The organism is Sphingomonas sp. TX0543 (genome assembly GCF_048565505.1).
Taxonomy (GTDB): Bacteria; Pseudomonadota; Alphaproteobacteria; order Sphingomonadales; family Sphingomonadaceae; genus Sphingomonas.
Genome location: NZ_JBLZUS010000002.1, coordinates 3,206,358 through 3,227,993, shown reverse-complemented (window position 1 = coordinate 3,227,993; position 21,636 = coordinate 3,206,358). Strand labels below are relative to the sequence as shown.

Here is a 21,636-nt window from a genome sequence, read left to right as displayed (position 1 = left end):
CAGCATAGGGAATTTTAAGCGCCCACATCTGCGGAAAGTTCGGGGCCCTTTGACAACTGCTCCAGCTTCACGCCCAGTTGCGCAAGCTTGACCTGCGTCTAGCCGCTCTGCAGCGGAGCGACGACAGGGCCCGCCGCCTGGCGACGATCCCTGGTATCGGGCCGATCGGCGCGACCGCGCTCGCCGCGTCGGTGACTGATCCAAGCCAGTTCTCGTCAGGGCGCCAGTTCGCCGCCTGGCTGGGGCTGACCCCGCGACAGAGTTCGAGTGGGGGCAAGGAACGCCTGGGGCGCATCACGAAGATGGGCGACAGATACCTGCGGCAGCTTCTGGTGGTCGGCGCAACCGCACTGGTTCGATACGCCAAGGAGAAGCCCGGCACGGTCGATCCGCGCTTCGTTGCACTGCTCGCCCGAAAACCTGCTCGCGTCGCTTCGGTCGCCATCGCCAACAAAATGGCGCGGATCGCATGGGCGGTCATGGCTCGGGGCGGCACCTTCGAACGAGGGCATGCACCGATGCTGGCCGCAGCATAGATCGAGAGCTTGGCTGAGGAGATCAGCTTCAAGAGGTTGTGAGAGCAAAGGATGTGATGGCAAAACCGGTCGGACCGGGAGCAAGGACAACCCAAGGAATGTCATAGGCGTCATAGCCTGCAAAGCCGATCGGACCTTGTTCGCGGACACCATCAGGGCCAGCAGTCTACACCGACTGCACAAGTAGGCCGGACAGACGACTGCAACCGACAAACAGTCAAAACATCACTTTACGCTTGCAACGCGGGAGCCATCCACAGACGACATTCGGAAAACGCACTGCTCCGGAAGTCTCCTCGTGGCGCGAGGCTGCCGTCGATCTCGCTCCCAATGCCGCCGCTAACGTTCGCGTTCTGTGGGCGCGTCCGCAGATGTTTGATAGTCGCGCTCGAGCAGATCGTTGTGGATCGCCGTCGCCGCGATTGCAGCATGGCCGGTGGCTACGCAAATCTGGTCCAACCCTTCGACGACGTCACCAATCGCGTAAAGCCCAGATATCGACGTTTGTTGGTGTCCATCGGTCAGAAGGCATCCTTGATCGCTCATATTGGCGCCAAGCGCCGCAGCCAAGTGGGTCCGAGCCGTTGACCCGAGAGCTGGATAGAGTGTGCCGAACGATCGCCCCGGTAATCCATGCCACGAAGCTTCGATCGTGCCGTCAGCCAGTCGCAAACCGGCGATCGGCTCCGCAACGACTTCGATGCCTGCCTTCTCCAGACGTTCAAGGTCGCTGGTCGCCAGATCGAGCGAGCGTTGCGCAAGCAAGGTGACCGCAGCGCCATATTGGCGCAGGAACAAGGCTTCCGCCGCGCCGTGGCGATCCGCGCCCAGGACCGCAATCGGCGTCAGACGCGCTTCGTAGCCGTCGCAGATCGGACAATAGCGGATCAAGCCCTGCGAGACGCCGAGCGCGTGCATGGTTTCCGAAATATCTGGCTTATGATTGACGACGCCTGTCGCAAGAATGACCGATCGCGATCGAAGGACATCGCCGGCGCAGCTGATAAGGAACCCCGGCCCCGATGAAGTGATTTCATCGACCTCCGCTTTTCGGACGGCGCTGCCGTATTCGCGAAGTTGCGTTTCCAAGCGGGCGAGCAACTCGATGCCTGACAAGCCGTCCGGGAAGCCGGGAAGATTATGCGATCGTGGGATGGACGCAGCGCGTCCCGCTCCCGCGTCGATCACCACACAGCTGCGTAGGAAGCGCGATAGATAGATTGCGGCGGTCAGCCCAGCTGGACCGCCTCCGATCACGGCGCAATCGAGCATTTTTTGCGGATGGCCGTCCCAGCGGCGGTCGGTTGATTGTACAGACATTCAGGGTTGCTCCGTGACCAAGACGGCACCCGACCCTCGAAGGCGGTTAGTAAGACGCCTGCAGCGATCTTCCGGTGCGGATAAACAATGATACGCCTTCGGCGGCTTCATCCCTCACGGCGCGATGCCTCTCTTGCCGTGTCGAAAAAGGATGTGAGGGATGAGCTCGCGCGCCGCGTAACATCAGATGAGCCTCACAAAATGGAGAATCGCTCAATGCGCCGTTTCATTGTTACCGCTGCTACCCTCGCCATGGCCCTCCTCGGCGGAACCGCCTACGCGCACCCCAAGCTCGTATTGGCGAACCCGCCGGCCGATGCCGTGGTGGCGTCGCCTAAGAATATTACGCTCGAATTCAGTGAGAAGTTGATGCCGGCCTTCTCGAAAGCTGATGTCAGCATGGCCGCAATGCCTGGCATGGCGGCGATGAAGATGGCCAGCAGTTCGACTGTCGCGCCCGATGGCAAGACGCTCGTCATCACGCCGAGTTCGCCGCTCCCGCGCGGCCGCTACACCATCGACTGGAACGTGGTGTCGGCGGACACGCACAAGGTCAGTGGGCATCTCGCATTTGCGGTGAAGTAAGCCAATGTTCGACGGGCCGACCATCGTCGTTCGCTTTGCGTTGTACCTTGTGCTTGCGGCGTTGTTCGGCCTTTCGGCGTTCAGTCTTTACGGGCTGCGCGCGGACGAGCGCGAGGATGCGATCGCGCTGCGGCCATGGCTGACGGGCTTCGCCGTCTTCGGTCTCCTGTTGTCAGCTTTCGCGCTGCTGCTGATGGTGTCGGTCATGGCCGGGACGCCGTTCTGGCCCGTCGATAGAACCGCCGTGGGCGCGCTCCTGGGTGGCGGCGCAATCGGCACGGCGTGGGTGGTACGCATGGCTGCACTGGCGATCGCCGGTGGTTTGGCACTGGCCGTTGCCGACAGAGCATGGTCGCTAAGCCTGATCATGACGGCGGCGGCCGTTTCGCTCGCGACGCTGGCATGGACCGGTCACGGCGCCATGGACGAGGGGGCTGCCGGCTGGATTCATCTGGTCGCCGATATCCTCCATCTGGTTGCAGCCGGGGCCTGGGTCGGCGCACTTTTCGGCTTACTGCTGTTACTCGCGCGCCCGGTCGAGCGCGTCGATGTCGCTCATCTCAGGCTGACTCACCGGGCGCTCCACGGATTTGGCGGTATCGGAACGGTTGTCGTCGCAGTCGTCGTCGTCACGGGTCTGGTCAACAGCTGGCTTCTTGTTGGGCCGGACCAGGTCAGGGGGCTCGGCGCGAGCCTTTACGGCCGCCTGCTCCTCGCGAAGCTTGCGCTTTTCGTGGGCATGCTGGCGCTCGCCTCTCTCAACCGGTACCGACTGACGCCGGCGTTCGAACAGTCGATCGCGCGTGACGATCATCGCGGCGCATTGGTTTCGCTGCGGCTGAGCCTGGGCGTTGAGACTGCCTGCATCGTCGTCATCCTTGCGCTGGTTGCGTGGCTGGGCACGCTCGCGCCGCCGGCATCGGGGATGTGAACGCAGTGGGCCAGTCTCTCCTCCTGGACGAGGCTGGTCGGATGCTCGTTGTGATTGGCCTGATCATGGTGGTTCTCCTCACGCCGATGATGATCGTTTCGTTGGTCGTCAGCATCATTCAGGCAGCGACTTCGATCAGCGAACAAAGCCTCAGTCTTGTACCGAAACTGATCGTTTTGCTCCTTTGCCTCTCCGCATTCGGTGCCGCGATTGCCGAGCTTCTGATCAAGTTCACGGGTGAAATCTTCGGGATCATCGCCGCAATGGGTCGCTGATCGCCGATCGCCGGATCGGGCTTGCAGCGTGAAGGGGCGGCCGCGAAGTCGAAATTCGCGCGTCGGCGCGACAAGGGCGCGATTATGGGGCGCGACAGTGGTCCGGATTGCCGTGTCGAAACAGAACAAAAACGGCTGCCGGCGACGAACAACCACGATGAATGCTCGCCCTGGCGAGGGGTCCCGGGCGTAGCCGCGTAGTTAGGATTAGGTCTCCCGGCTCGATGCCAGATCGTGACGGCAGATTCAATCAACGGGGGTGTCAGATGGCTGAAACGAGCACCGGCGCCGAAGAAAGTGCCGCCCAGCGATCCCGGTCCTACCACGTCCTCGATATTCTGCGCGGTATTGCCGCGATGAGTGTCGTCGTGCTTCACTTTCCTCACGCATTCGCGCCGATCGCCGCGCCCGGCGCATATCTCGCCGTCGATCTTTTTTTTGCGATGAGCGGATTTGTTCTCGCCAATGCCTATGACGCCAGGCTCGCCGGTGGGATGAAGGCTGGCGCCTTTCTGCGGGCGCGTCTCATTCGATTGTTTCCGTTCTACCTGTTCGCGCTGCTGCTCAGCACCATCGAACTCGCCTATTTTTATCGCCATGATGGGCTGGGAACGGCGGTCGTGATTTCGAGCGCGTTCAATGTTTTCATGCTTCCGGTGCCCCCCCATCGGATTTCCCGACAACCCTCTCTTTCCGGCCAATTTTGTCGCGTGGACCCTGTCGTTCGAGCTCCTGGCCAACATTATCTATGCTGCAACGGTTTCTCGGCTCTCATCGCAAAAGCTGGCGGTCGGCATTGGCATAAGCGGGGCTGCGCTGGCCGCCATCGCCATCGCTCGTGGTGACCTCAACGGTGGTGCTTATTGGCCTGACGCGCATCTTGCGGTTCTTCGCGTGTTCTTTTCCTTCTTTTTGGGCGTGCTCGTTTTTCGTGCTCGAGTGGCGGGACGACTCCCGGTGATCCGTGTCCCGGCTATCGTCCCGGTCGGTGTCGCGACGCTGGCGCTTGCGTGGCCAGTTTCCGCTTCAATCCGCGGGGCGACCGATGCAGTGATCGTGCTCGCGATTTTTCCGCTGATTCTTATTGCTGCGACAGCGCATGCGCCGCGACCCAGTCGGGCCATCGACAGGCTGCTCGGCGACGTGTCTTATCCAATCTACGTGCTACAGATCCCGGTCTTTTCGGCCGTCGTACTGGGGGCAGCGCGGGTGTCTCCTGGCCTGCTTCGAGCGAGCGCGCCATGGATCGGTATCATGGTGCTGGTCGGGCTGTGCGCCGGATCGTGGTTTGTCGCGCAACGGGTGGAAGTCCCGTTACGCCGGCGGCTCAGCGTTCGGGCGGCGCTGACATTCCGCGGCGATGATCGACGCCACGGCGCGCGGCAGAGCGAGTTAAGGCCAGACGATGCTCGGACTGATTAAAGTCATTGGTTTTCGCGCTTTGAAGACCGCGATCAGCCCGGTAAGTGTCGGTACGACAGCAGCCTCGGTCACTTCTTCGAAGCCAGCCTCCTGGAGGAGCCTCGGAAGAACGCCGTCGGCGTTCGGCTGAGTGTCGGTCGTTCCGTCGAGGCGCTGCACCGTTTGTCGAAACAGCATTCGCATAAAACTACTTCGCTGCTCGCCGTAGTCGGCCAAGATCAGGCGGCCGCCAGGCGCGAGCGCATCGAACATTGCACCAAGACCAGCACGCTTTTCCTCAAGCGGCACTTGATGAAGGACAAGCGTACAGGTCACCGCGTCGAAGGCACCGCGACGACCAGCTGCAGCGTCCCGAGCGAAACCTTTGGTCCAAAAGATAGGGGCTGCGCTTCGCGGTTCCTTGGCGATCGCCCGCACCAGCGTTTCAGGGTCGGGATCGATCCCGGTAATCTTGGCCATTGGCTCGATGCTTTTGATGGCAATCGCAAGCGTGCCGGTCCCGCAACCGACGTCCAAAATTCGTTCACCTGGTTGCGGGGCGAGGGTGCGAAGCACGATGCGCCGCCAACATTTTTCGCGGGTGAAGAGTCGGATCGCAAGATCATATAATGTGCTTGGTGCGCGGCCCAAAGCAGGCGTGAAGTCCGCACGCTGTCGCGCGCTCTTTTCAAGGCGATTACGCGATGTCACTCGAGCCTCCCGATTTGCGTCCTCGACGCTGGCGTGCTCTGCTCAAGCGATCCTCAGCGTGGGTGCCGTGGGCGGAAGGCTCGGACAAGGGATTGTCAGCGACTTTTGCGTCCGATCAGCTCCGCGGAGCTCTCGGGCGTCTGGGGAACGGGAAAGTTGGTTACGGCAGCAGAACCGTGACTAACCCGTTGATGGTCATCCTGCGCAGCTTTGGATTGGGGCGATAGCCGCTCAAGGTAGAGTTCGGCCAATCGGTCGTGCGCGGCGACGACTTTCGGCTTGGTTGCATGCTCGGCAAGCTCGAGTTCCTGCTCAGCCCTCCGTTCGTAATAATCCGAGTCGCAGCGTGTCACGGTCGACCTCGTTCGTCGTGGTCCCCTGCTAGTGGATACGCGGCCAGCGCTTCTATCCCTCAAAAAAAACGGTCGCGCTCAAATTTTAGCCAGTGCCGCCCCCGATTGCGGGTTATGCGAACCGGATACGGATGGCCCCTCAGCGCGTCACGCCCTTCGCCCGTTTGGCCAGCTGTCTCTGCATGGGCAGGTTGCCCATTCTTGCATCAATTGCCGTCTGAAGACAGATCGCGCAAAGGTTTACGCCGTGACCATATCGTCGTCCGTCGATGCTGGCTTCCGATACGAAAAGCTGAGGGCCGGCCCCCGGGGATACGTAGCTTCTTTAGAGGACCCTATGAGCGAGCATTTGGTTGGAGAATCGAGGCTTGGTTGGCGAGGAAGGAGAAGGAAGATGACCTCGAAACGAGTGGGGGCGATTTTGATCCCCCTTGTCGTCATAAGTCTGGCGGGCTGCAACAGGCCCGAACCGTATTCGGATATTTCCGATGACCAGCTCAATCACTATGTTGGCATCGAGACACATGACCACCCTGTCGATAATGCCACGGCACCAACCAATAATGGTTCGGTACAGGCGCCTGGGAAGGATCCGCCGTGAAATTCGCGTTGCCGTTCGCCGTGTCGAACAGTACGGGTACAAGAACCTGCAAGTGGTTTTACAGAGACGCTAAAACCGCGACGCAGCCGAAATCGACAAAATGCTTGGTTCCGAGCATGTGATGCGGCACGGCGTTCGACCTTTCACCCGATTTTCTCATCGAACCTGGAAGCGCGCCCGCCGCTCATGCGGATGGGCAAGCGTCACCGGCGGCCTTTGTCAGCGGCCCTTATCAATTGTCCGCTCGCCTCGTCTGGGAATCTCGGTGGACTCGAAGGAAGTGGCCGCGACACCTCGTTTTCGCGTACACAACCAATAACCGACGCTTCCCGCAACGACGACGCAGCCGGCGATCGCAAAATTCTCCATCGTAGATTGGCTCAGCAGCCAGAGGATGAGGAGCAACGCGACGGCAGGGATCGCAAGACGTCCTGGTAGTTTGAACTGTCCTGGTTCCGCCGGAAGCGTCCGTTGGATGATTGGCAACGAGACGATGCATAGCGCATAGGTCAGCAGGCGAACAAAGGTGCTGAGCGTCGCGAGCCACACGAATTGCTGTCCCACCGCCATTGCAATGCTTAGAACGCCGCAGAACAGAATGGAATTCACCGGCACGCGCGTCCGCACGTTCACCGTGCCAAACCAGCCAGGCAGCGTGCCGTCACGCGACAGTGCGTAGGTCAGTCGGGGCGCGGTGAGCAAGGACGTCAGACTGCCGCCGCCGATCGAGAACACGACTCCCAAGCCGAGCGCGAGCGCGCCGGTAGGGCCCATAAGGCGGCGGGCAAGTTCGATGAGAGGCGCGTTGCTGCCGCCAAGGTCTGGACCCACCGAAACCGCGACAAGCTGGATAAGGGCGTAGCAGACGGCGATGGCAAGAACAGTGGTGACGAGCGTTCGCGGGATGGCGGAGTGCGCGTCTCGGGTTTCACCGGCATTGATCAGGCTGAATTCGAATCCGATGAAAGCGTATAACAGGACGAGCATCGTCCGTCCGATGGCTTCCGGCGGCAAAACATTCGCGCTCGTCACTAAGCCCCATTCGACGGCTGGAAAGCCGACCAGAATCAGCAGCAGGAGCGGCGCGAGCTTGAGGATACTGATCAAATAGAGCGCAGCCATTCCCGCGCGGACACCAATCGCGTTCAAGATCGTCGCAAGCGTAATGTAGCCCGCGATCGCGATCATTCGCGGCAGCCCGGACGATAGAGGGCTCCAGATCGGTGCCGCGTAACTGACGATCAGATTGGCGCTTGCGGCGATCGCGGCGACCCGGCTGATATAGATGAGCAGCCCGGTCTGGAACCCGATAAAGCGCCCAAAGGCATGCGATGTATAGACGATTGGGCCCCCGGTCGTCTCGAAGAAGCTCGCGGTCCGCGCGAGGGTGAGCGCTACGGACAAGATGAGTACGCCGCAGAGCAGAAACAGCCAGGGGCTAAAATATCCAGCCTGCGCGATTCCCACCGCAGGTAGCGCGAAGATGCCTGACCCGATCACGCCGTTCATCGCGATCGTGGCCACGCCGACCCGGCCGATCTCGCGGCGCAGGAGCGAGTCGGGCGCCGATGGCCGGCTCATGCCACGCTCGCCGCGTCCGGCAGATCCTTATAGCCGTTGGAGGTGGCTATCAGAACGACTGCGTCATTACGCGCGATCTCTCCTTTTTGCAGCAGGATCTCTAGCGCCGTGAGCGTTGCCGCAGAGGACAGCTCCGCATAACATCCGTGGCGTGCCAGGCGGCTCTGGTCGCGGACGACGGCGGTGTCGTCAACGACGACGGCGTTCCCGCCGGTCTGGCGGATCGCCTCCGCGGCCTGATAAGTTACGGTAGATCCGCCGATCGAGAAGAGCGCCGTCGAGCCGGGGAAGGTGCCGGTCTGCGCCGCCCCATTCAGAACCCGGTCGATCCTGGGAAATGGCTCGACCGCGAACAGCCTCGGAAGCGCTTTGATGCGCTCCATAGCTTTTAGTTGCCGAAAACCCTCGTACAATCCCCACAGGAGATCACCCCGGGACGTCGGAACGAGCACCGCATCGATGTTGTCGGGGCCTAGATCCTCGACCAACTCAAAAGCGATGGTTCTCAGTCCATCGACGCCGAAGTGGTTGCTGCCGACGGGCGGGTTGAGATAGTTGGTGGCGGAAAACCAGCCTTGTTGCTTGACCATTTCGGTGACGAGCCGCCATCGTTCGAGCGAGTCGTCTGCGATAACGAGCTCTGCGCCCGTCAGGGTGATCGCGCGGCGGTGGATCGGCGAGAGCGCAGGGGTTGAGACGATGCAGCATTTGAGGTCAGCGGCGGCGGCATAGAGGGCCAGGGAGGCGCCGCCGTTTCCGCTGGACGCCGCGACGATCTTGGTCGCGCCGATGTCGAGCGCTCGCGTGACGGTGAGGCAGCTTACCCGATCCTTATGCGAACCGCTCGGATTCATCCCCTCGTTTTTGAGATGAATGGCGGCAACGCCCAACGCGTCCGCCAGGCGATTGAAGGGGGTGCAGGGGGTGCCGCCCTCTCCGAGTGAGACCCACGACGAATAGGGCATCCACGCGGCGTAGCGCGCCATACCTTGTACATCCAATGCACCAAGCTTCATTGGAAACTGATGAAACTCGGACCGTATGGCCGCGGGCTGACCTTCGGTGAGGCAGGCGGGGCAGCCCTCGAAATAGTCGGCGAGCGGTAGCTGCGTCCCGCAGCGAATGCATGAAAAGCGGGCGAGCTGGGTGTTCAGCGCATAGCCCTGTTGCGCAGTTGAGACCGGCATTTCTTGTGTCTTGTTCATAACGTCGGATGCTTTCTTGTTTTGGTCAAGCCGAGGCGGGCTGCGCTGCTCAGACTTTTGGTCGGGTCGACCGAAGGCGGGCGAAGGCCTTTTCAAGGTCGCAAATCAAATCCGCACCACGTTCAAGTCCGGCATGCACGCGGATGAGAGCTCCGTCGTCTGGGGCGGAGCAGCTTCGCGTCGGCGCCGGCCACGCCGGCACCATCAGACTTTCGAACCCGCCCCAGCTCGAACCCAATTTGAATAACTCCAGCCCGTTGAACAGAGCGGTCCGCTCGGTCTCGGACATAGGGTCGAGCAGCACACCGAAGAGACCCGAAGCCCCCGCGAAGTCGCGCTTCCAGATCGAATATCCCGGATCGGCGGGAAGCGCGGGATACAACACCTTGCGGACTTCAGGCTGATTCATGAACCAGGCGGCCAGTTCAAGAGCTGTGCGCTGGTGGCGTTCCAGCCTGACATCGAGCGTACGAAGACCGCGGTGCACCAAATAACAATCATCGGGGCTCGCCGAACTGCCCCACCGCGCGGCAGTGTCCTTCAGTCGCTTGTAGACGTCCTCCGTTGCGGCCGTCATGGCGCCGAGCATCACATCGGAATGACCGGACAGATATTTGGTGGCGGCCGCGATTGATATGTCGACGCCGTGTTCGATCGGGCGAAAGAGCAACGGGGTTGCCCAGGTGTTGTCGAGGGCGGTGATGATACCGCCTGCGCGCGCGGCTGCGGTGATCGCCCCGACGTCGACGAGCTCGAATGTTAGCGATCCGGGCGTTTCGAGAAACACCATCCTGGTGTTCGGCCGGATGAATGAAGCGATATCATCACCAACACCAGGCGGAAAATAGCAAACCTCGACGCCATGCTTGGTCAGGACCTCGTCGCAAAACCGACGGGTCGAGCGGTAGACGGTATCGACCACGAGTAGATGGTCACCTGCCCCCAGAAATGCGGAGAGGCTGAGCGAAATCGCAGCCGTCCCAGACGAGGTGAGGACGGTCCGGAAGCCACCCTCCAGCTGCGCGATCGCGCTCCCAAGCGCGTGGCTCGTCTCGGTGCCGTACAGGCCGTAAATGACGCCATCATACAGGTTGCGGTGCCGGTCGATATAATCCTCGACCCGGTCGTAGACGATCGTCGAGGCACGGTGCACCGGTGGGTTAAGGAGGCCCGCCTGCTGCGCCGATCGCGAAGTCGAATGGATGAGCGTTGTCGACTCCGCAAACGAACAGGACAGCTCGTCTTGAGCTCGCGCGTCCAATGGCGAACCGGTCATCACTGTTCGCCTTTGTAAATCGACGCTGGAAGCGGCTGGAAATCGAGTTCACACGCCAAACATAATCTGACCCGAGACTGGGCGTGCAGGCAGAGAGCCGACGCCGCCGGAGAGGCTCCCGAGACGCTGCGCAGGGCGTGCCGCAGGGCATGGCCGATCCGCGGCAAAGTCATATCTTGTCTCCAGGTATGAGGCTGGGGTTATAAGCGGAGGCGATGACCGAGGAGTAAGCCCAATGAATCTGCGCCAGCTTGAAGCGTTCCGGGCTGTCATGCTGTCCGGTTCGGTCACCCAGGCGGCAGCCGCGCTCCACATCTCGCAGCCGGCCGTCAGCAAGCTTTTGGCGGATCTTGAATACCACCTCGGGTTTCCGCTGTTCGTCCGTTCGAAAGGCGTAGCGCTGACGGTAACACCGGAAGCCGACGTCTTCTTCCACGAGGTCGAGCGCAGCTTTGCCGGAATCGCGGTTCTGAAGCGCGCGGCGGCCGACATCCGCAACGCCTCGACCGGGACGCTGCGGATCGCAGCGCTTCCGGCGTTGGCGGTCAGTTTCCTGCCGTCGGTTATCACGACGTTCCGGCGTCGGCATGCCGGCGTCTCGATCCAATTGCAAACCCGCAGCTCGTCGACTGTCAGGCAATGGATCGCCAACCAGCAATTCGACATCGGTCTTGCGACTCCAGCGCGGGAGTTGCCGGGCATCGCGATGGAAAGGTTCCTGCGCTGCCCGGGAGCGTGCGTCCTGCCGCCGGGTCACAGGCTCGCTGAAAAGCAACATATCGAACCCGCCGATCTTGATGGCGAGCGGTTCATCTCGCTGGCGCTGGAAGACCAGACGCGTCACCGTATCGACCGGGTTTTCGAGGATGCCGGCGTCGATCGCGACATGATCATCGAGACCCAATATGCGATGACGATTTGTGCGTTGGTACTGCAAGGGCTGGGTTGCTCCATTCTCAATCCCATCACCGCGGCCGACTATGTCGACCGCGGCCTGGTCGTTCGGCCGTTCAAGCCCGAAATTTTGTTCGACTATATGCTCTTCACGCCAAAGCTGCGGCCGATGTCTCAAGTCGCTCAGGCGTTTATCGCGGTCCTTGAGGAGCATCGGGCGGCATTCCTAGCTACGGGTCGCTTGGATCTCGGCTAGAATTTCGCGGTGCCGCGCACATACCAGAAGCCGCCGTTGAAGCCGGTCGGCGCAAACCGGAGATATTGGATGCCGTTCGCGATTTGCGACTGACGGATCTCCCGGTCGGGGTAATTGTTGAACAGATTCTCCGCTCCGACAGCGAGCCGGAACGTCGATGTGAGCTTGTACGAGAGTTCGAGATCGACGAGCACCTCCGCGCCGCCGGTCTGGTCGGCCGCGGGCGTCGAGCCATAGTCAGTCCATTTGCCATAATAGTTCGCGCGCGCGGTGACGCCAATGCGATCGCCCTCGTAGACGAAAGAGGCATTGCCCTTCCACTTCGGAACAAAGCCTTCGAGATCAAGCAGGCGTTGCCGATCGGCCGCAACGACCGGTGATGCTCGGGTCACCTTCGTGTCGGTGTAGTTGGCGTTTACGCCGAACGTCCCGCGGCCACCGAGCATATTCATGCCGACGGTGAGCACCGCATCAACGCCTTGCGTGCGACTGTCGAACGAGTTGGTGAAGAAACTGACCTGCTGAAACGAACCTCCTCCAGGAATGCCGAGCGCGGCGAGCTGGTCACGCTGCGCCTGCGTCAGGTTGAAGTTGCCCGAAACCGCGATACGGTCCTTCACTTTGATGTTGAAATAGTCGATTGTCAGCGTGACGTTCCGGGCGGGCTTGATCACGACACCGCCCGCAACGTTGAATGAGCGCTCCGGCTTGAGTGGCGTGGCGCCAAAAAACTGGGCCACAGGATTGGCCGGCGCAACGATACCGGCGGTGAGTGGCGCCCCGGTGACCGAGTCGATGTTGGTCTGGACCTGTGACGCATTGGACTGCCCGGGGGTCGGCGCGCGGAAGCCGGTGTTGACCGAACCGCGGACGGCGAACATGCTCGAAAAATCGGCGCGCGCGCTCGCCTTCCACGTAAAGCGACCGCCGAAATCGGTGAAATCCTCGTACCGCCCGGCCAGACCGGCTTGAAACCACTTCGTCAGATTGCCTTCAAGCGATGAGTATACCGCCCAATTGCTGCGCGAGAAGACACCGGCTTGCGCCGGGCTGAAGCCGGGGAAGCCATTCGATCCGACCGGCAGTCCGGTTCGCGCGCCCGTGTCGGGATCGATCACGGATGCGTATGGGCCAACCTGCCAGGACGGGATATCGCCTGCGGTAATCTCGTAGGTTTCGCGTCGATACTCAGCGCCGCCGGCGAGCGTCAGGGGGGCCGCGAGGCCGAGCGCAATGGGATAGGTCAGATCGAGATTGAAGTTGAGCTCGCGCTGCTCGAGCTTGCCCGGCTTGAAGCTTGTGGGCGAACTCAGGCCGAGGGACGGGTTCACGGTATTGGTAATGCGGTAATTGGCCGAGTTGCGCCCGTAAGACGCGCTCACGTCATAGGTGAGCCCGGAACCGACCTCTCCCTTCAGCCCGCCGACCAGGGACGAGTCGGTGATCGTCGCGCCGAAATCGGGCGTAAATCCGCCGGGATAAAGTTGACGGAAGCTGAAACGCGGTCCGCCGCGCGTGTTCGTCAGTGGAATACTCGTCGCGATGAAACTCGTATTCGGGTTGCGATAGAAGAAGGCAGTCGTGCCGCTGCTCCAACTATAGTTGCCGAACGCGTAGAACTTCATGGTATCGGTGAGATCGATGCCCGCGTTCACGAAAAGGCGCGCCGCTTCCGCAGCCGGATTGCCCCAACGTTGGGCGGGCACGGGCACACCCGGTACGCCTGCATCGATCAGCGCCTGCGCGTCAGGACGTTGGATGCCGCGTGAGGTCGGATTGCTGTTCGAATATTCGGCGCTGATATTGACGAACCCGCGTTCGGTGAACGGGAGGCCGACATTGCCTTGCAGGAGGATGTCGCGTCCATCGCCCTTATAATATTGACCATAGCGCGCGATCAGGGTGCCGCCCTCTCGATTGGTGCGCAGCCGGAAATTGAGTACGCCCGCGATTGCGTCGGAGCCATAGAGCGCCGAGGCTCCATCGCGCAGCACTTCGAGCTGGCCAATTGCGATCGACGGAATGGCACTAAGGTCCGGTCCTTGCGAACCGCGGATGTAGGGTATGTTGGTGAACTGGACGGTCGCGCCCCTGTGGAAGCGCTTGCCGTTGATCAGAACCAGCGTCTGGTCGGGCGGAAGTCCGCGTAGCGAGAAGGGGCGCGTGAACACCGCGCCATCGTTGCTGACGAACCGCTGAATGTTGAGCGAAGGTATTTCGGCGCGGAGGACATCGTTAAGATCGGCGCTGCCCTGCTGGGTGAGCCGGTCGCCGGAAATGATGTCGATCGGCAGGGGCGCATCGGCCGCGGTCAAGTCGGCGCGGCGAGTGCCAGTAACGACAATCTCGCCTTGGCCAGGTGTGGCTGAAGTCGAACCTGGTGGAGCTGAATCCGCAACCTGTGATCGAGCGGGCTGCGCGTATAGAGCGATCGCAATTACTCCCACCGCAGCGCTTGAACTAAGCCTCAACATGGCACCCCCTCCGCTTGTTTGCTTTGATCACGGCCGAATAGGACTCGGGGCGGGAAGCGGCCACCAAATATCACGAGACATGCTGATTCCGTTTGACGTAATCAAGAAAGGTTATAGCTTTTCGGGCATTCATCACAAGGATGCGACGCTTTGACGCCGACATAATGGCCATATCATCTTCGTGGGGGTATTTCCTGACAATCGCTATCCGACCGGAAAATCGCCGAACGATCAGGCGCCTCCCACATCGAACTGCGCGATCATCTCAGAATCCGCGCAATTGGGGCCTGAGGCGGTTGTGGCTGGCATAATGCAGCAGGGTTAATCTGGACTCGCTCAGCGGACGTCGAATGTTATGCGTGAGGGATTTTGGGTCGAGCCACGTATTAGGTTTGTAGGCTCCACGAACGCCGCGCCTGGCTGCGCGGGGCTCGCGCCGCCGGAAGTTTTGTGACCCGGGCACATGGGAAGCAAAGTGATCGGTCTGAGGATATATAGGAGGCTATCATGAGAAAACGCAGCATGATTGTGTATTTCGCGACAGTCCCGGGACTATTTTTTGGCATTTGGAGCGTTGCGAATGCCGATCCAGGGCACGGGCGCGATCAGCGCCGGGAGTCGCAGCAGCGTTATTATCCCGGACCAAACAACTCAAGAGTTCCATATCGGACGGGTTATTATCGGGACGGGAATCGGAGGCAGCAATATACTTATCCCTCCGACTGGGGGAAGTACAACCGACCTCAATCATGGTACCGGGGCCATCCCAATTGGCATACCTTCGATCACCCCGACTGGTATCGCGGGGGTTCAAAGCACTAAAGCCGCCGCTTTCACTTCTTAGGGCTGCTCGAGGAAAAGCGTGCGTTGGTCACGACTCAATCTCGCTAAAACGGGCGCGAGCCGTAACCAGCGTGCCTTCACAAACTTGCGAGCCGTCGTTCAGCCGAGATTTCAAACTATGCCAGTCTTCATGAAGCTACGGGATGTCGATTTGTTCCTGCGCAGCGCACGCACCGACGCGAGGATCAAGCGCTTGCAGCCCCGTGTTGGGGCAGCCGCAGCCTTGGAAGCCGTCTACGCTGCAAATCCGGATCCTTGGGCGGCAGCCTCGTCACGCTACCGCTACCAGAGCCGCAAATACGACGAGCTGGGTTCTTTGTTGCCGCCCGGACGCTTCCGGCGCGCCCTTGACCTCGGCTGTGGCCTCGGTCTGATGTCGCGCCGACTCGCTGGCTGTGCAGAAACGGTGTTAGGCATAGATGTTGCTCCGTCCGCCGTGAGGCGAGCGCGTTTACTGCACGCTGACCAGCCGAATATCCGGTTTGAAACGTGTGATCTTCTCACCCTGCCGCCATCATATGCTGGTAGCTTCGATCTCATAGTTGTCGCCGATGTCCTCTACTATTTGTCGCCGACGGACAATGAAACGTTGAAATCTACCGCCATGTACCTCGCAACGCTTTTGACACCCGGCGGCATTTGCATGCTGGTCAATCACTACTTTTTCCGTTTTGACGGGGACTCCCGCCGATCGCGCCGCATCCACGACGCCTTTGCCTGGTCGCCAGGCTTTACGGTGCAAGCTGAACACCGACGGCCTTTCTATCTGGTGACGCTGTTGCAAGGCACAGAGTTAGGAGTTAGCGGACCTGATCAGAGGCGTAGCGATAGAACGCCGGACTGAGGCGGTTGGCCTCGGAATCCGCAGCCTGTCGGCGCGCGACAGTTGACACCGCGAAGCGAGATATCCTGTCTGGCACATTTGAGACCGCGGTCGCGCGGACTTGGTATTCGCGCTTTGCAAGGCCGATCGCCAGAATGCGAACGTCGGTGATGTGCTCCTTCTACAACGCCATGCCACGCCGGCCAGGCACCATGTGATGCCCGTCAAGCGGGACATCCGCATGAGGGAATTGCGGGAAGCGAGTCGACTCGGGTCAGCGAAACATGGGGGGCGGCAGTTCCCCCCGTAAGATGCGAGTGTGGGCGCCCGACGTGTCAATCAGTGCACAACTTGGCGCCGGAATCTAAAGGAGAACAACCATGGAAATGTATATGGGCCTCGATGTATCCGCCAAAGGAACGTCGCTCTCAGTTCGGCGTGGAGGAAAACATATCTGTCAAGGAAAGCGCCCGCCCGATCCGGAAACGATTGGCCGGATGGTCAATACGCAGGTTCTAAGTGCTGGACGGACCGGCTTTGAAGCTAGTCCGTTGTCGGTCAACGTTCGACGGGCTAGTGGGGTGACTGTATGCCACGGCCTCCTTCGAGATACTACTTGTACATTTCCTTCGCTTTGTCAGGTCAGGTCTATACCTGCATGCTCATAATATCTTTGTAAGCCGAAAGCAGCTTGTTACGGAACTGAAGGGTTGCCTCGAAATTGACTGAAGCACGCGCCTGTATCAGCGCGACAGTCGCGATGTCGGTCGTCTCGCCGCGTTCGTATGCTTCGGTGGCCAAATCTTCCTGCTCGAGGTTGGCATTGACCTTCTGGACCGCTGTCTCCAGCGTCGAGGCGAAACTGGGAGTGGGCGTCCCGATGACGCCGCTTGCTGCGGGAGTGGCGCTTTGGCTTCCAAGTACGACATTTCGAAGTGTCGCGTTCCGGTCAAGAACGGCGGCACGCATCGCCATCACACTAGCGACCATGACGTCGCTCATCAGTTAGCCCTTGCCGTTGAAAATAGCACACCGCTCTAACGCTATTCTGTTAAAAATCTGCTAACTATCCGCGGAGCGTGCGAAACGCGGCCTTCGTGCGCAAATATGTTCGACGCAAAATGACGATTTCTAGGCCGTCTTGCAAAATCTTCCGGCAAAATTCGGCCGACAGTCATTGAAACTGAGCAAACAACATGAATTTTTTTGTATGAGCCACAGGCAGAACGGCATCTTGCCAAGTATCTGAAATTCAACTGAATGATCCGAGCTCGATGAAAGAAAGCTTGCGCGATTCTGAAAGGGGAGGCTACCAATGACGCTGTTGGAGCTGTGGCGCCGGTATGGCACGAGGTGCGGCTGGCGAGCTTCCGCTACCGCGCGTCCCCTCATCTTTTCTCGTTTGACTGTCCTCAAGTGTAGCCGGCGCAGGGGCAAAATCGCGCGAAAGCATATCATCCTCGTACTTGGGATTATGATTGTTCCGCTTGGATCTTGCGCTTCGTACAATCCGGCGCCTCTTGGGCCGGACACGACTGCCGCCCTCCAGACAACAACGGCCGCGCTCGCTGCGGCAGCAGCTCGGTTTGAGCATCCGATCCTCGCGCCCGTTTCCGTCGACTTCAGCAAACCTTTGACAGCCGACATGCTTGCGGTCCTGGCCGTCGTGGGAAACCCCGATCTCCAGGCGGCGCGGAAGCGTGCAGGCGTCGCGGCGGCTCAGGTTTTCGCCGCACGACTAATGCCGGATCCTGCTATCAATCTATCGTACGATCGCCGGCTTTCCGGACCCGACCCGTTCGACGCGTTGGCTGGACAGCTGGCATACGAGTTAACGGCTTTGCGCGACCAACGCGTCGCGAACGCCGCAGCGCGGGCAGCTGCCGATCAAATTCACTTCGATATAGCGTGGCGGGAATGGCAGACGGCTCAGCAAGCGAAGCTGCTTGGCGCGCGTATCTCGGGGCTTTCCAAAACCGTCGGGCTCTTGAGCGCAGCGAAAGCGGACGAGGACGATATCGTTGCCAGGATGATGCGCGCGGTTTCGTGGGGAGACCTTTCCGGCGAGTCACTCGAGATGCGCAAGCTCAGCGCCGCCCAGCTTACCAGTCGTCTGCGGCAAGCCAAGCGAGATTTGAGCGCATCGCGATTCGACCTGACCAGGCTTCTTGGACTTCCGCCAGAGACCAAGATTTCATTAGCTGATTTCATCCCATCTGCTCGAGAGTGGGACGCAAAATTACTTCTTGAAGACGCGACTTCTCGCCGCCTGGATTTGCGAGCGTTGGAGGCCGGGTATGTCAGTCAGGAAGCCGTTGTTCACAAGGCCGTGCTTGACCAGTTCCCGAAGTTGCAGCTGACGATTAGTCGGGCGCAGGACACGGCGTTCAATCAGACGGTGGGATCTGCGGTCAGCTTCATCTTGCCGCTGTGGAACCGAAATCGTGGCGGTATCGCCGTCGCCGAGGCGACGCGCGCGCAACTTCGAGCGGAGTATGCCGCTCGCGTGTTCGCGACGCGAGCCGATATCGCCACGCTCGTCGACGGACTGCGTTTGGCACGCTTGCAACGAGATGAGGCGGCGCGACCGATGTCATCGCTTGAGAGATTGGTCGCGAGTAGCGACGCGGCGGTGCAACGTGGGGACATGATCGCGCCCGCCGCTAGCGCGTTGCGGCAGAGCCTTTTCGAGAAGCGGGCCCTGCTCGCGGCGCTTGACCAATCGATCGCAGAACAGACGGTTGCTTTGGAATTGTCGGTCGGGCATCCCTTGGCGTGGCTTGAGCGGTAGCCGGTCTCAATCGTGGATGGTGATGATCGTCGCGCTCCCCTGGGCTCGACCCGCACTAGTCGCGCCGGTAGAGCCGGACCGATGGTCGTTGCGCCTGGGGCGCCGGAGCTTGACCTTGTCCGGCAGCGGCGGCCCAAGCACGATGGGCATATACGGGTTCACCGCCGAACCAGGTCCGAACGAATACAAGAATCAATGCGAGCCAGCCGAACGCAGATCGGGTTGGGCACATTTGCGGTACACCGCCAAGCCGCTAACGTGATCAGCGCAGCTAAGACGATCAAACCAAAGCGCGAGTGGAGGTTGGCGGTGGCATGGGGCGTAGCGCCGAGCGTATCGCGCCGCATATCGCGATACCCTGCTGCAAACGCCGCGACGTTCCCCACCTTCAAACGAAATTGGAAATGCACATTGGCCTGCTGCCGGTTTGGTGGACACCGAGATAGGCTAATTTAGGCTACACCGGCTTCGCGTTCGAAGTCGATGGGACTGATGTACCCGAGGGTCGAGTGGCGGCGTGTCGGATTGTAGAAACATTCGACGTAATCAAACACGTCAGCCTTGGCCTGTGCTCTCGTACGGTAGACCTTCTTCCCGATCCGCTCGGTTTTAAGCGACGAGAAGAAGCTTTCCATGGCAGCATTATCCCAGACGTTGCCGGACCGGCTCATCGAGCAGGTGACGCCGTTATCCGACATAAGTCGCTGAAACTGCTCACTTGTATATTGGCTTCCCTGATCCGAGTGATGTAGCAGAGCGTCGGGTTTGCCCCGTCTCCAGATCGCCATGATCAGCGCGTCGGTAACGAGCTGGGCAGTCATTGTGTCGCTCATCGACCAGCCAACCACCCTGCGCGAGAACAGGTCGATCACGGCAGCAACGTAGAGCCAGCCTTCCGCCGTCCAGATGTAGGTGAAGTCGGCGATCCACTTCTGGTTTGGCCTGTCGGCCGTGAACTGACGATCGAGCAGGTTGCCGGCGACGACCGAGCGTTCGCCCTGGTCCTTCGGCAGCCCGCGACGGCGCGGTCTTGCCCGCAGGCCCTGCTGACGCATGAGCCGCTCGACCCGGTGCAGGCCGCAGGAAATGCCCTCGGCCAGCAGGTCGTGCCAGACCCGGCGTGCGCCATAAGTGCGGTAGCTGCCGACGTGGCTTGCCTTGATCCTGGCGCCGATCACTTCATCGTCACGCTCGCGCTGCGAGGGCGCCCGAGTGAGCCAGGCGTGAAAGCCGCTTCGCGAGACACCGAGCGCCCCACACATCCATGACACCGGCCAGATCCCTCGGTGCTTCGCGATGAAGGCGAACCTCATATCGAGTCCTTCGCGAAGTAGGCGGCGGCTTTTTTTAGGATGTCGCGCTCAGCTTTCAGCTTAGCCACTTCACGGCGAAGCCGCTCGATCTCCAACTGCTCTGGCTTCATCTGCCCGTGTCCCGGAAAGGCATGTCCCGGATCAGCAGCAAATGCCTTTACCCAGCTGCGCAACAGATTCTCGTGGATGTCCAGATCGCGAGCTGCCTGCGCTATCGTCACTCCGCGCTCGCGGATCAATCGCACCGCCTCGAGCTTGAACTCCCGGGTGAACTTCCTTCTCTGCATTAAGGGCCTCCGATAGATGGAAACACCTTATCTCGGTGTCCACCAAACCGGCAGCAGGCCACATTGCCCCGACGAGCGTCTGTTTGATCTTGGACTCAGTGACTTCCGGGGCCGCCGTGGCCACCCCCTCCATGCCCAAAGCCGTGCCCGCCGGGGCCGCTATGGCCACCCCCTCCATGACCAAAGCCGTGTCCGCCGTGGCCACCCCACCCGTGCTCGCCGCCATGCAAGCCGATCCCGATTCCGCCGTAGAAGGGGATGCCATAACCACCGTAGCCGTAATAATAGGGGTCATAATAACCTCGCCCCCCATAGTACCCGTCGAAATAGCGGGCTTGCGAAATGGGGGCCGCGATCATGCAGGTCGGCGGCGGTTGGTTGCTGGCCTGTGGCGCGGTCGCTGACGGAGAAGGGGGAGGCGGCGGCGGAACCTGCGGGCCGTACGTTGGGTCGCGAGCATCAATCGGCTCTGCAACAAACGCACCGGGCGTTGAACATGGTACAGCATAATAGGCGACCGCCGGATGAGAAACAGTATAAGTTGTGCACCCGCCAAGCGTGAGCAGCACCGCCGACCCGAGCGAAAGTCTGAAAGGGGAAACTAGCATAGAGCCTCCGGCTCCGGCGCGTTTAGGCCGTGATCGAAGGTGCGCTCGCAAAGCCGTGCATGCAACGAAACAAGTGTAAATTGAAAACTTTGTAATCGACGCTTCATAAACGCGCGTTGCCCCATCACGGCACACATCCGCCATCCGCCATCCGCCTAAAATCGGACTTAGGGAAGAAGGTCGAAAAAACGCCTAAGGTGACAACCCTTGGTGCCCTTGTCTAACGAAGCCGCGACCCGAGGAATTGAGCGGCAATCGAGTCGCCGCGACCCAGGGCCGCGCCTTTCGAGCGGAATGGCTACCGAGGAGCGTGTCCAGCACATTTCTTCCATCCCTCCGGGCCGATCGGATTTCCTGCAGTCGTTTACCGGTTATCTGTCGGAACCAGCTGAAGGGGCGTTGTCGCCGGTCTTTTTGTCCCACGAGAATTCCGAAAACAGACCATTACGTTCTTCGGGCCGGCAGATTCACAGTGCAGATGGGCACGCCGGCGGTCGCCTTTGATTCGCGATGCTGGGCGCGACGCCTGTGAGGGCGACGCCCCGGGGGCAACGGCCGAGTCAGGATATGGT

The 21,636-nt window shown here is 60.6% G+C and carries 19 protein-coding genes and 1 pseudogene; 10 read left to right on the top strand and 10 right to left on the bottom strand.

The window, feature by feature from the left end:
* Positions 1-53 precede the first annotated feature (53 nt).
* Positions 54-536 (top strand): annotated as a pseudogene (locus ACM61V_RS16105) (IS110 family transposase); the annotation flags it as partial.
* Between the two features lie 339 nt (positions 537-875).
* On the opposite strand, the gene ACM61V_RS16100 reads toward ACM61V_RS16105, so the two are convergent.
* Positions 876-1,808 carry an NAD(P)/FAD-dependent oxidoreductase gene (locus ACM61V_RS16100; RefSeq protein ID WP_419714274.1) on the bottom strand — a complete coding sequence of 311 codons (933 nt, stop codon included), beginning with the start codon at positions 1,806-1,808 and terminating at the stop codon, positions 876-878.
* A gap of 264 nt (positions 1,809-2,072) precedes the next feature.
* Here ACM61V_RS16100 and copC point away from each other — a divergent pair, with 264 nt between their 5' ends.
* The 5 genes from copC (at position 2,073) to ACM61V_RS16075 (ending at position 5,069) form a co-directional block, all read left to right on the top strand.
* A complete protein-coding gene (gene copC, locus ACM61V_RS16095; RefSeq protein ID WP_125619097.1) occupies positions 2,073-2,441 on the top strand; it encodes a copper homeostasis periplasmic binding protein CopC in 369 nt (122 codons plus the stop codon).
* Between the two features lie 4 nt (positions 2,442-2,445).
* On the top strand, positions 2,446-3,372 hold the full coding sequence (copD, locus tag ACM61V_RS16090; protein ID WP_286772071.1) for a copper homeostasis membrane protein CopD: 927 nt from the start codon (positions 2,446-2,448) through the stop codon (positions 3,370-3,372).
* Positions 3,373-3,413: 41 nt separating this feature from the next.
* Complete coding sequence (locus ACM61V_RS16085) at positions 3,414-3,647, top strand: flagellar biosynthetic protein FliQ (RefSeq protein WP_286772070.1); 234 nt, start codon at positions 3,414-3,416, stop codon at positions 3,645-3,647.
* A gap of 266 nt (positions 3,648-3,913) precedes the next feature.
* The gene (locus ACM61V_RS16080) at positions 3,914-4,492 is read left to right on the top strand and encodes an acyltransferase family protein (RefSeq protein WP_401531059.1); all 579 of its coding nucleotides are present in this window, start codon (positions 3,914-3,916) and stop codon (positions 4,490-4,492) included.
* Complete coding sequence (locus ACM61V_RS16075; RefSeq protein ID WP_286772079.1) at positions 4,380-5,069, top strand: acyltransferase family protein; 690 nt, start codon at positions 4,380-4,382, stop codon at positions 5,067-5,069. Before ACM61V_RS16080 ends, ACM61V_RS16075 begins: the two co-directional genes overlap by 113 nt.
* Here ACM61V_RS16075 and ACM61V_RS16070 read toward each other — a convergent pair.
* Positions 5,040-5,759 carry a class I SAM-dependent methyltransferase gene (locus ACM61V_RS16070; protein WP_401531057.1) on the bottom strand — a complete coding sequence of 240 codons (720 nt, stop codon included), beginning with the start codon at positions 5,757-5,759 and terminating at the stop codon, positions 5,040-5,042. The two genes, ACM61V_RS16075 and ACM61V_RS16070, sit on opposite strands and share 30 nt — an antisense overlap.
* A gap of 95 nt (positions 5,760-5,854) precedes the next feature.
* Positions 5,855-6,112, bottom strand: a complete 258-nt coding sequence (locus ACM61V_RS16065) for a hypothetical protein (RefSeq protein ID WP_419714147.1) — start codon at positions 6,110-6,112, stop codon at positions 5,855-5,857.
* 394 nt (positions 6,113-6,506) lie between these two features.
* On the opposite strand from ACM61V_RS16065, the gene ACM61V_RS16060 reads away from it, so the two are divergent.
* Positions 6,507-6,713 carry a hypothetical protein gene (locus ACM61V_RS16060; RefSeq protein WP_401531054.1) on the top strand — a complete coding sequence of 69 codons (207 nt, stop codon included), beginning with the start codon at positions 6,507-6,509 and terminating at the stop codon, positions 6,711-6,713.
* A gap of 219 nt (positions 6,714-6,932) precedes the next feature.
* Here the strand turns inward: ACM61V_RS16060 and ACM61V_RS16055 are convergent, their stop codons facing one another.
* Genes ACM61V_RS16055 through metC form a run of 3 tightly spaced genes read right to left on the bottom strand, consistent with a single transcriptional unit; the run spans position 6,933 to position 10,775 of the window.
* Complete coding sequence (locus ACM61V_RS16055; protein ID WP_419714146.1) at positions 6,933-8,294, bottom strand: APC family permease; 1,362 nt, start codon at positions 8,292-8,294, stop codon at positions 6,933-6,935.
* The gene (locus tag ACM61V_RS16050) at positions 8,291-9,499 is read right to left on the bottom strand and encodes a threonine synthase (protein ID WP_286772093.1); all 1,209 of its coding nucleotides are present in this window, start codon (positions 9,497-9,499) and stop codon (positions 8,291-8,293) included. The genes ACM61V_RS16055 and ACM61V_RS16050 overlap by 4 nt, the downstream gene beginning before the upstream one ends.
* A gap of 49 nt (positions 9,500-9,548) precedes the next feature.
* A complete protein-coding gene (gene metC / locus ACM61V_RS16045) occupies positions 9,549-10,775 on the bottom strand; it encodes a cystathionine beta-lyase (RefSeq protein ID WP_286772092.1) in 1,227 nt (408 codons plus the stop codon).
* A gap of 235 nt (positions 10,776-11,010) precedes the next feature.
* Here metC and ACM61V_RS16040 point away from each other — a divergent pair, with 235 nt between their 5' ends.
* On the top strand, positions 11,011-11,925 hold the full coding sequence (locus ACM61V_RS16040) for a LysR family transcriptional regulator (RefSeq protein WP_401531049.1): 915 nt from the start codon (positions 11,011-11,013) through the stop codon (positions 11,923-11,925).
* Here the strand turns inward: ACM61V_RS16040 and ACM61V_RS16035 are convergent.
* A complete protein-coding gene (locus ACM61V_RS16035; RefSeq protein ID WP_401531046.1) occupies positions 11,922-14,240 on the bottom strand; it encodes a TonB-dependent receptor plug domain-containing protein in 2,319 nt (772 codons plus the stop codon). The two genes, ACM61V_RS16040 and ACM61V_RS16035, sit on opposite strands and share 4 nt — an antisense overlap.
* Positions 14,241-15,261: 1,021 nt before the next feature.
* Here ACM61V_RS16035 and ACM61V_RS16030 point away from each other — a divergent pair.
* Positions 15,262-16,086 carry a class I SAM-dependent methyltransferase gene (locus ACM61V_RS16030; RefSeq protein ID WP_419714145.1) on the top strand — a complete coding sequence of 275 codons (825 nt, stop codon included), beginning with the start codon at positions 15,262-15,264 and terminating at the stop codon, positions 16,084-16,086.
* Between the two features lie 627 nt (positions 16,087-16,713).
* Here ACM61V_RS16030 and fliE read toward each other — a convergent pair.
* Entirely contained in the window at positions 16,714-17,067 is a 354-nt protein-coding gene (fliE, locus tag ACM61V_RS16025; protein WP_286772087.1) for a flagellar hook-basal body complex protein FliE, read from the bottom strand.
* 313 nt (positions 17,068-17,380) lie between these two features.
* Between fliE and ACM61V_RS16020 the strand changes: the two genes are divergently transcribed.
* A complete protein-coding gene (locus tag ACM61V_RS16020) occupies positions 17,381-18,856 on the top strand; it encodes a TolC family protein (protein WP_419714144.1) in 1,476 nt (491 codons plus the stop codon).
* 452 nt (positions 18,857-19,308) lie between these two features.
* On the opposite strand, the gene ACM61V_RS16015 is transcribed toward ACM61V_RS16020, so the two are convergent.
* Together ACM61V_RS16015 and ACM61V_RS16010 are read right to left on the bottom strand one after the other, a co-directional pair.
* Positions 19,309-20,456, bottom strand: a protein-coding gene (locus tag ACM61V_RS16015; protein ID WP_419714143.1) for an IS3 family transposase whose coding sequence is annotated in 2 segments (ribosomal slippage) — positions 19,309-20,198 and positions 20,198-20,456 — 1,149 coding nt in all. Because the reading frame shifts where the segments join, the coding sequence is not laid out codon by codon here.
* 95 nt (positions 20,457-20,551) lie between these two features.
* On the bottom strand, positions 20,552-20,815 hold the full coding sequence (locus ACM61V_RS16010) for a hypothetical protein (RefSeq protein ID WP_419714142.1): 264 nt from the start codon (positions 20,813-20,815) through the stop codon (positions 20,552-20,554).
* Positions 20,816-21,636 lie beyond the last annotated feature (821 nt).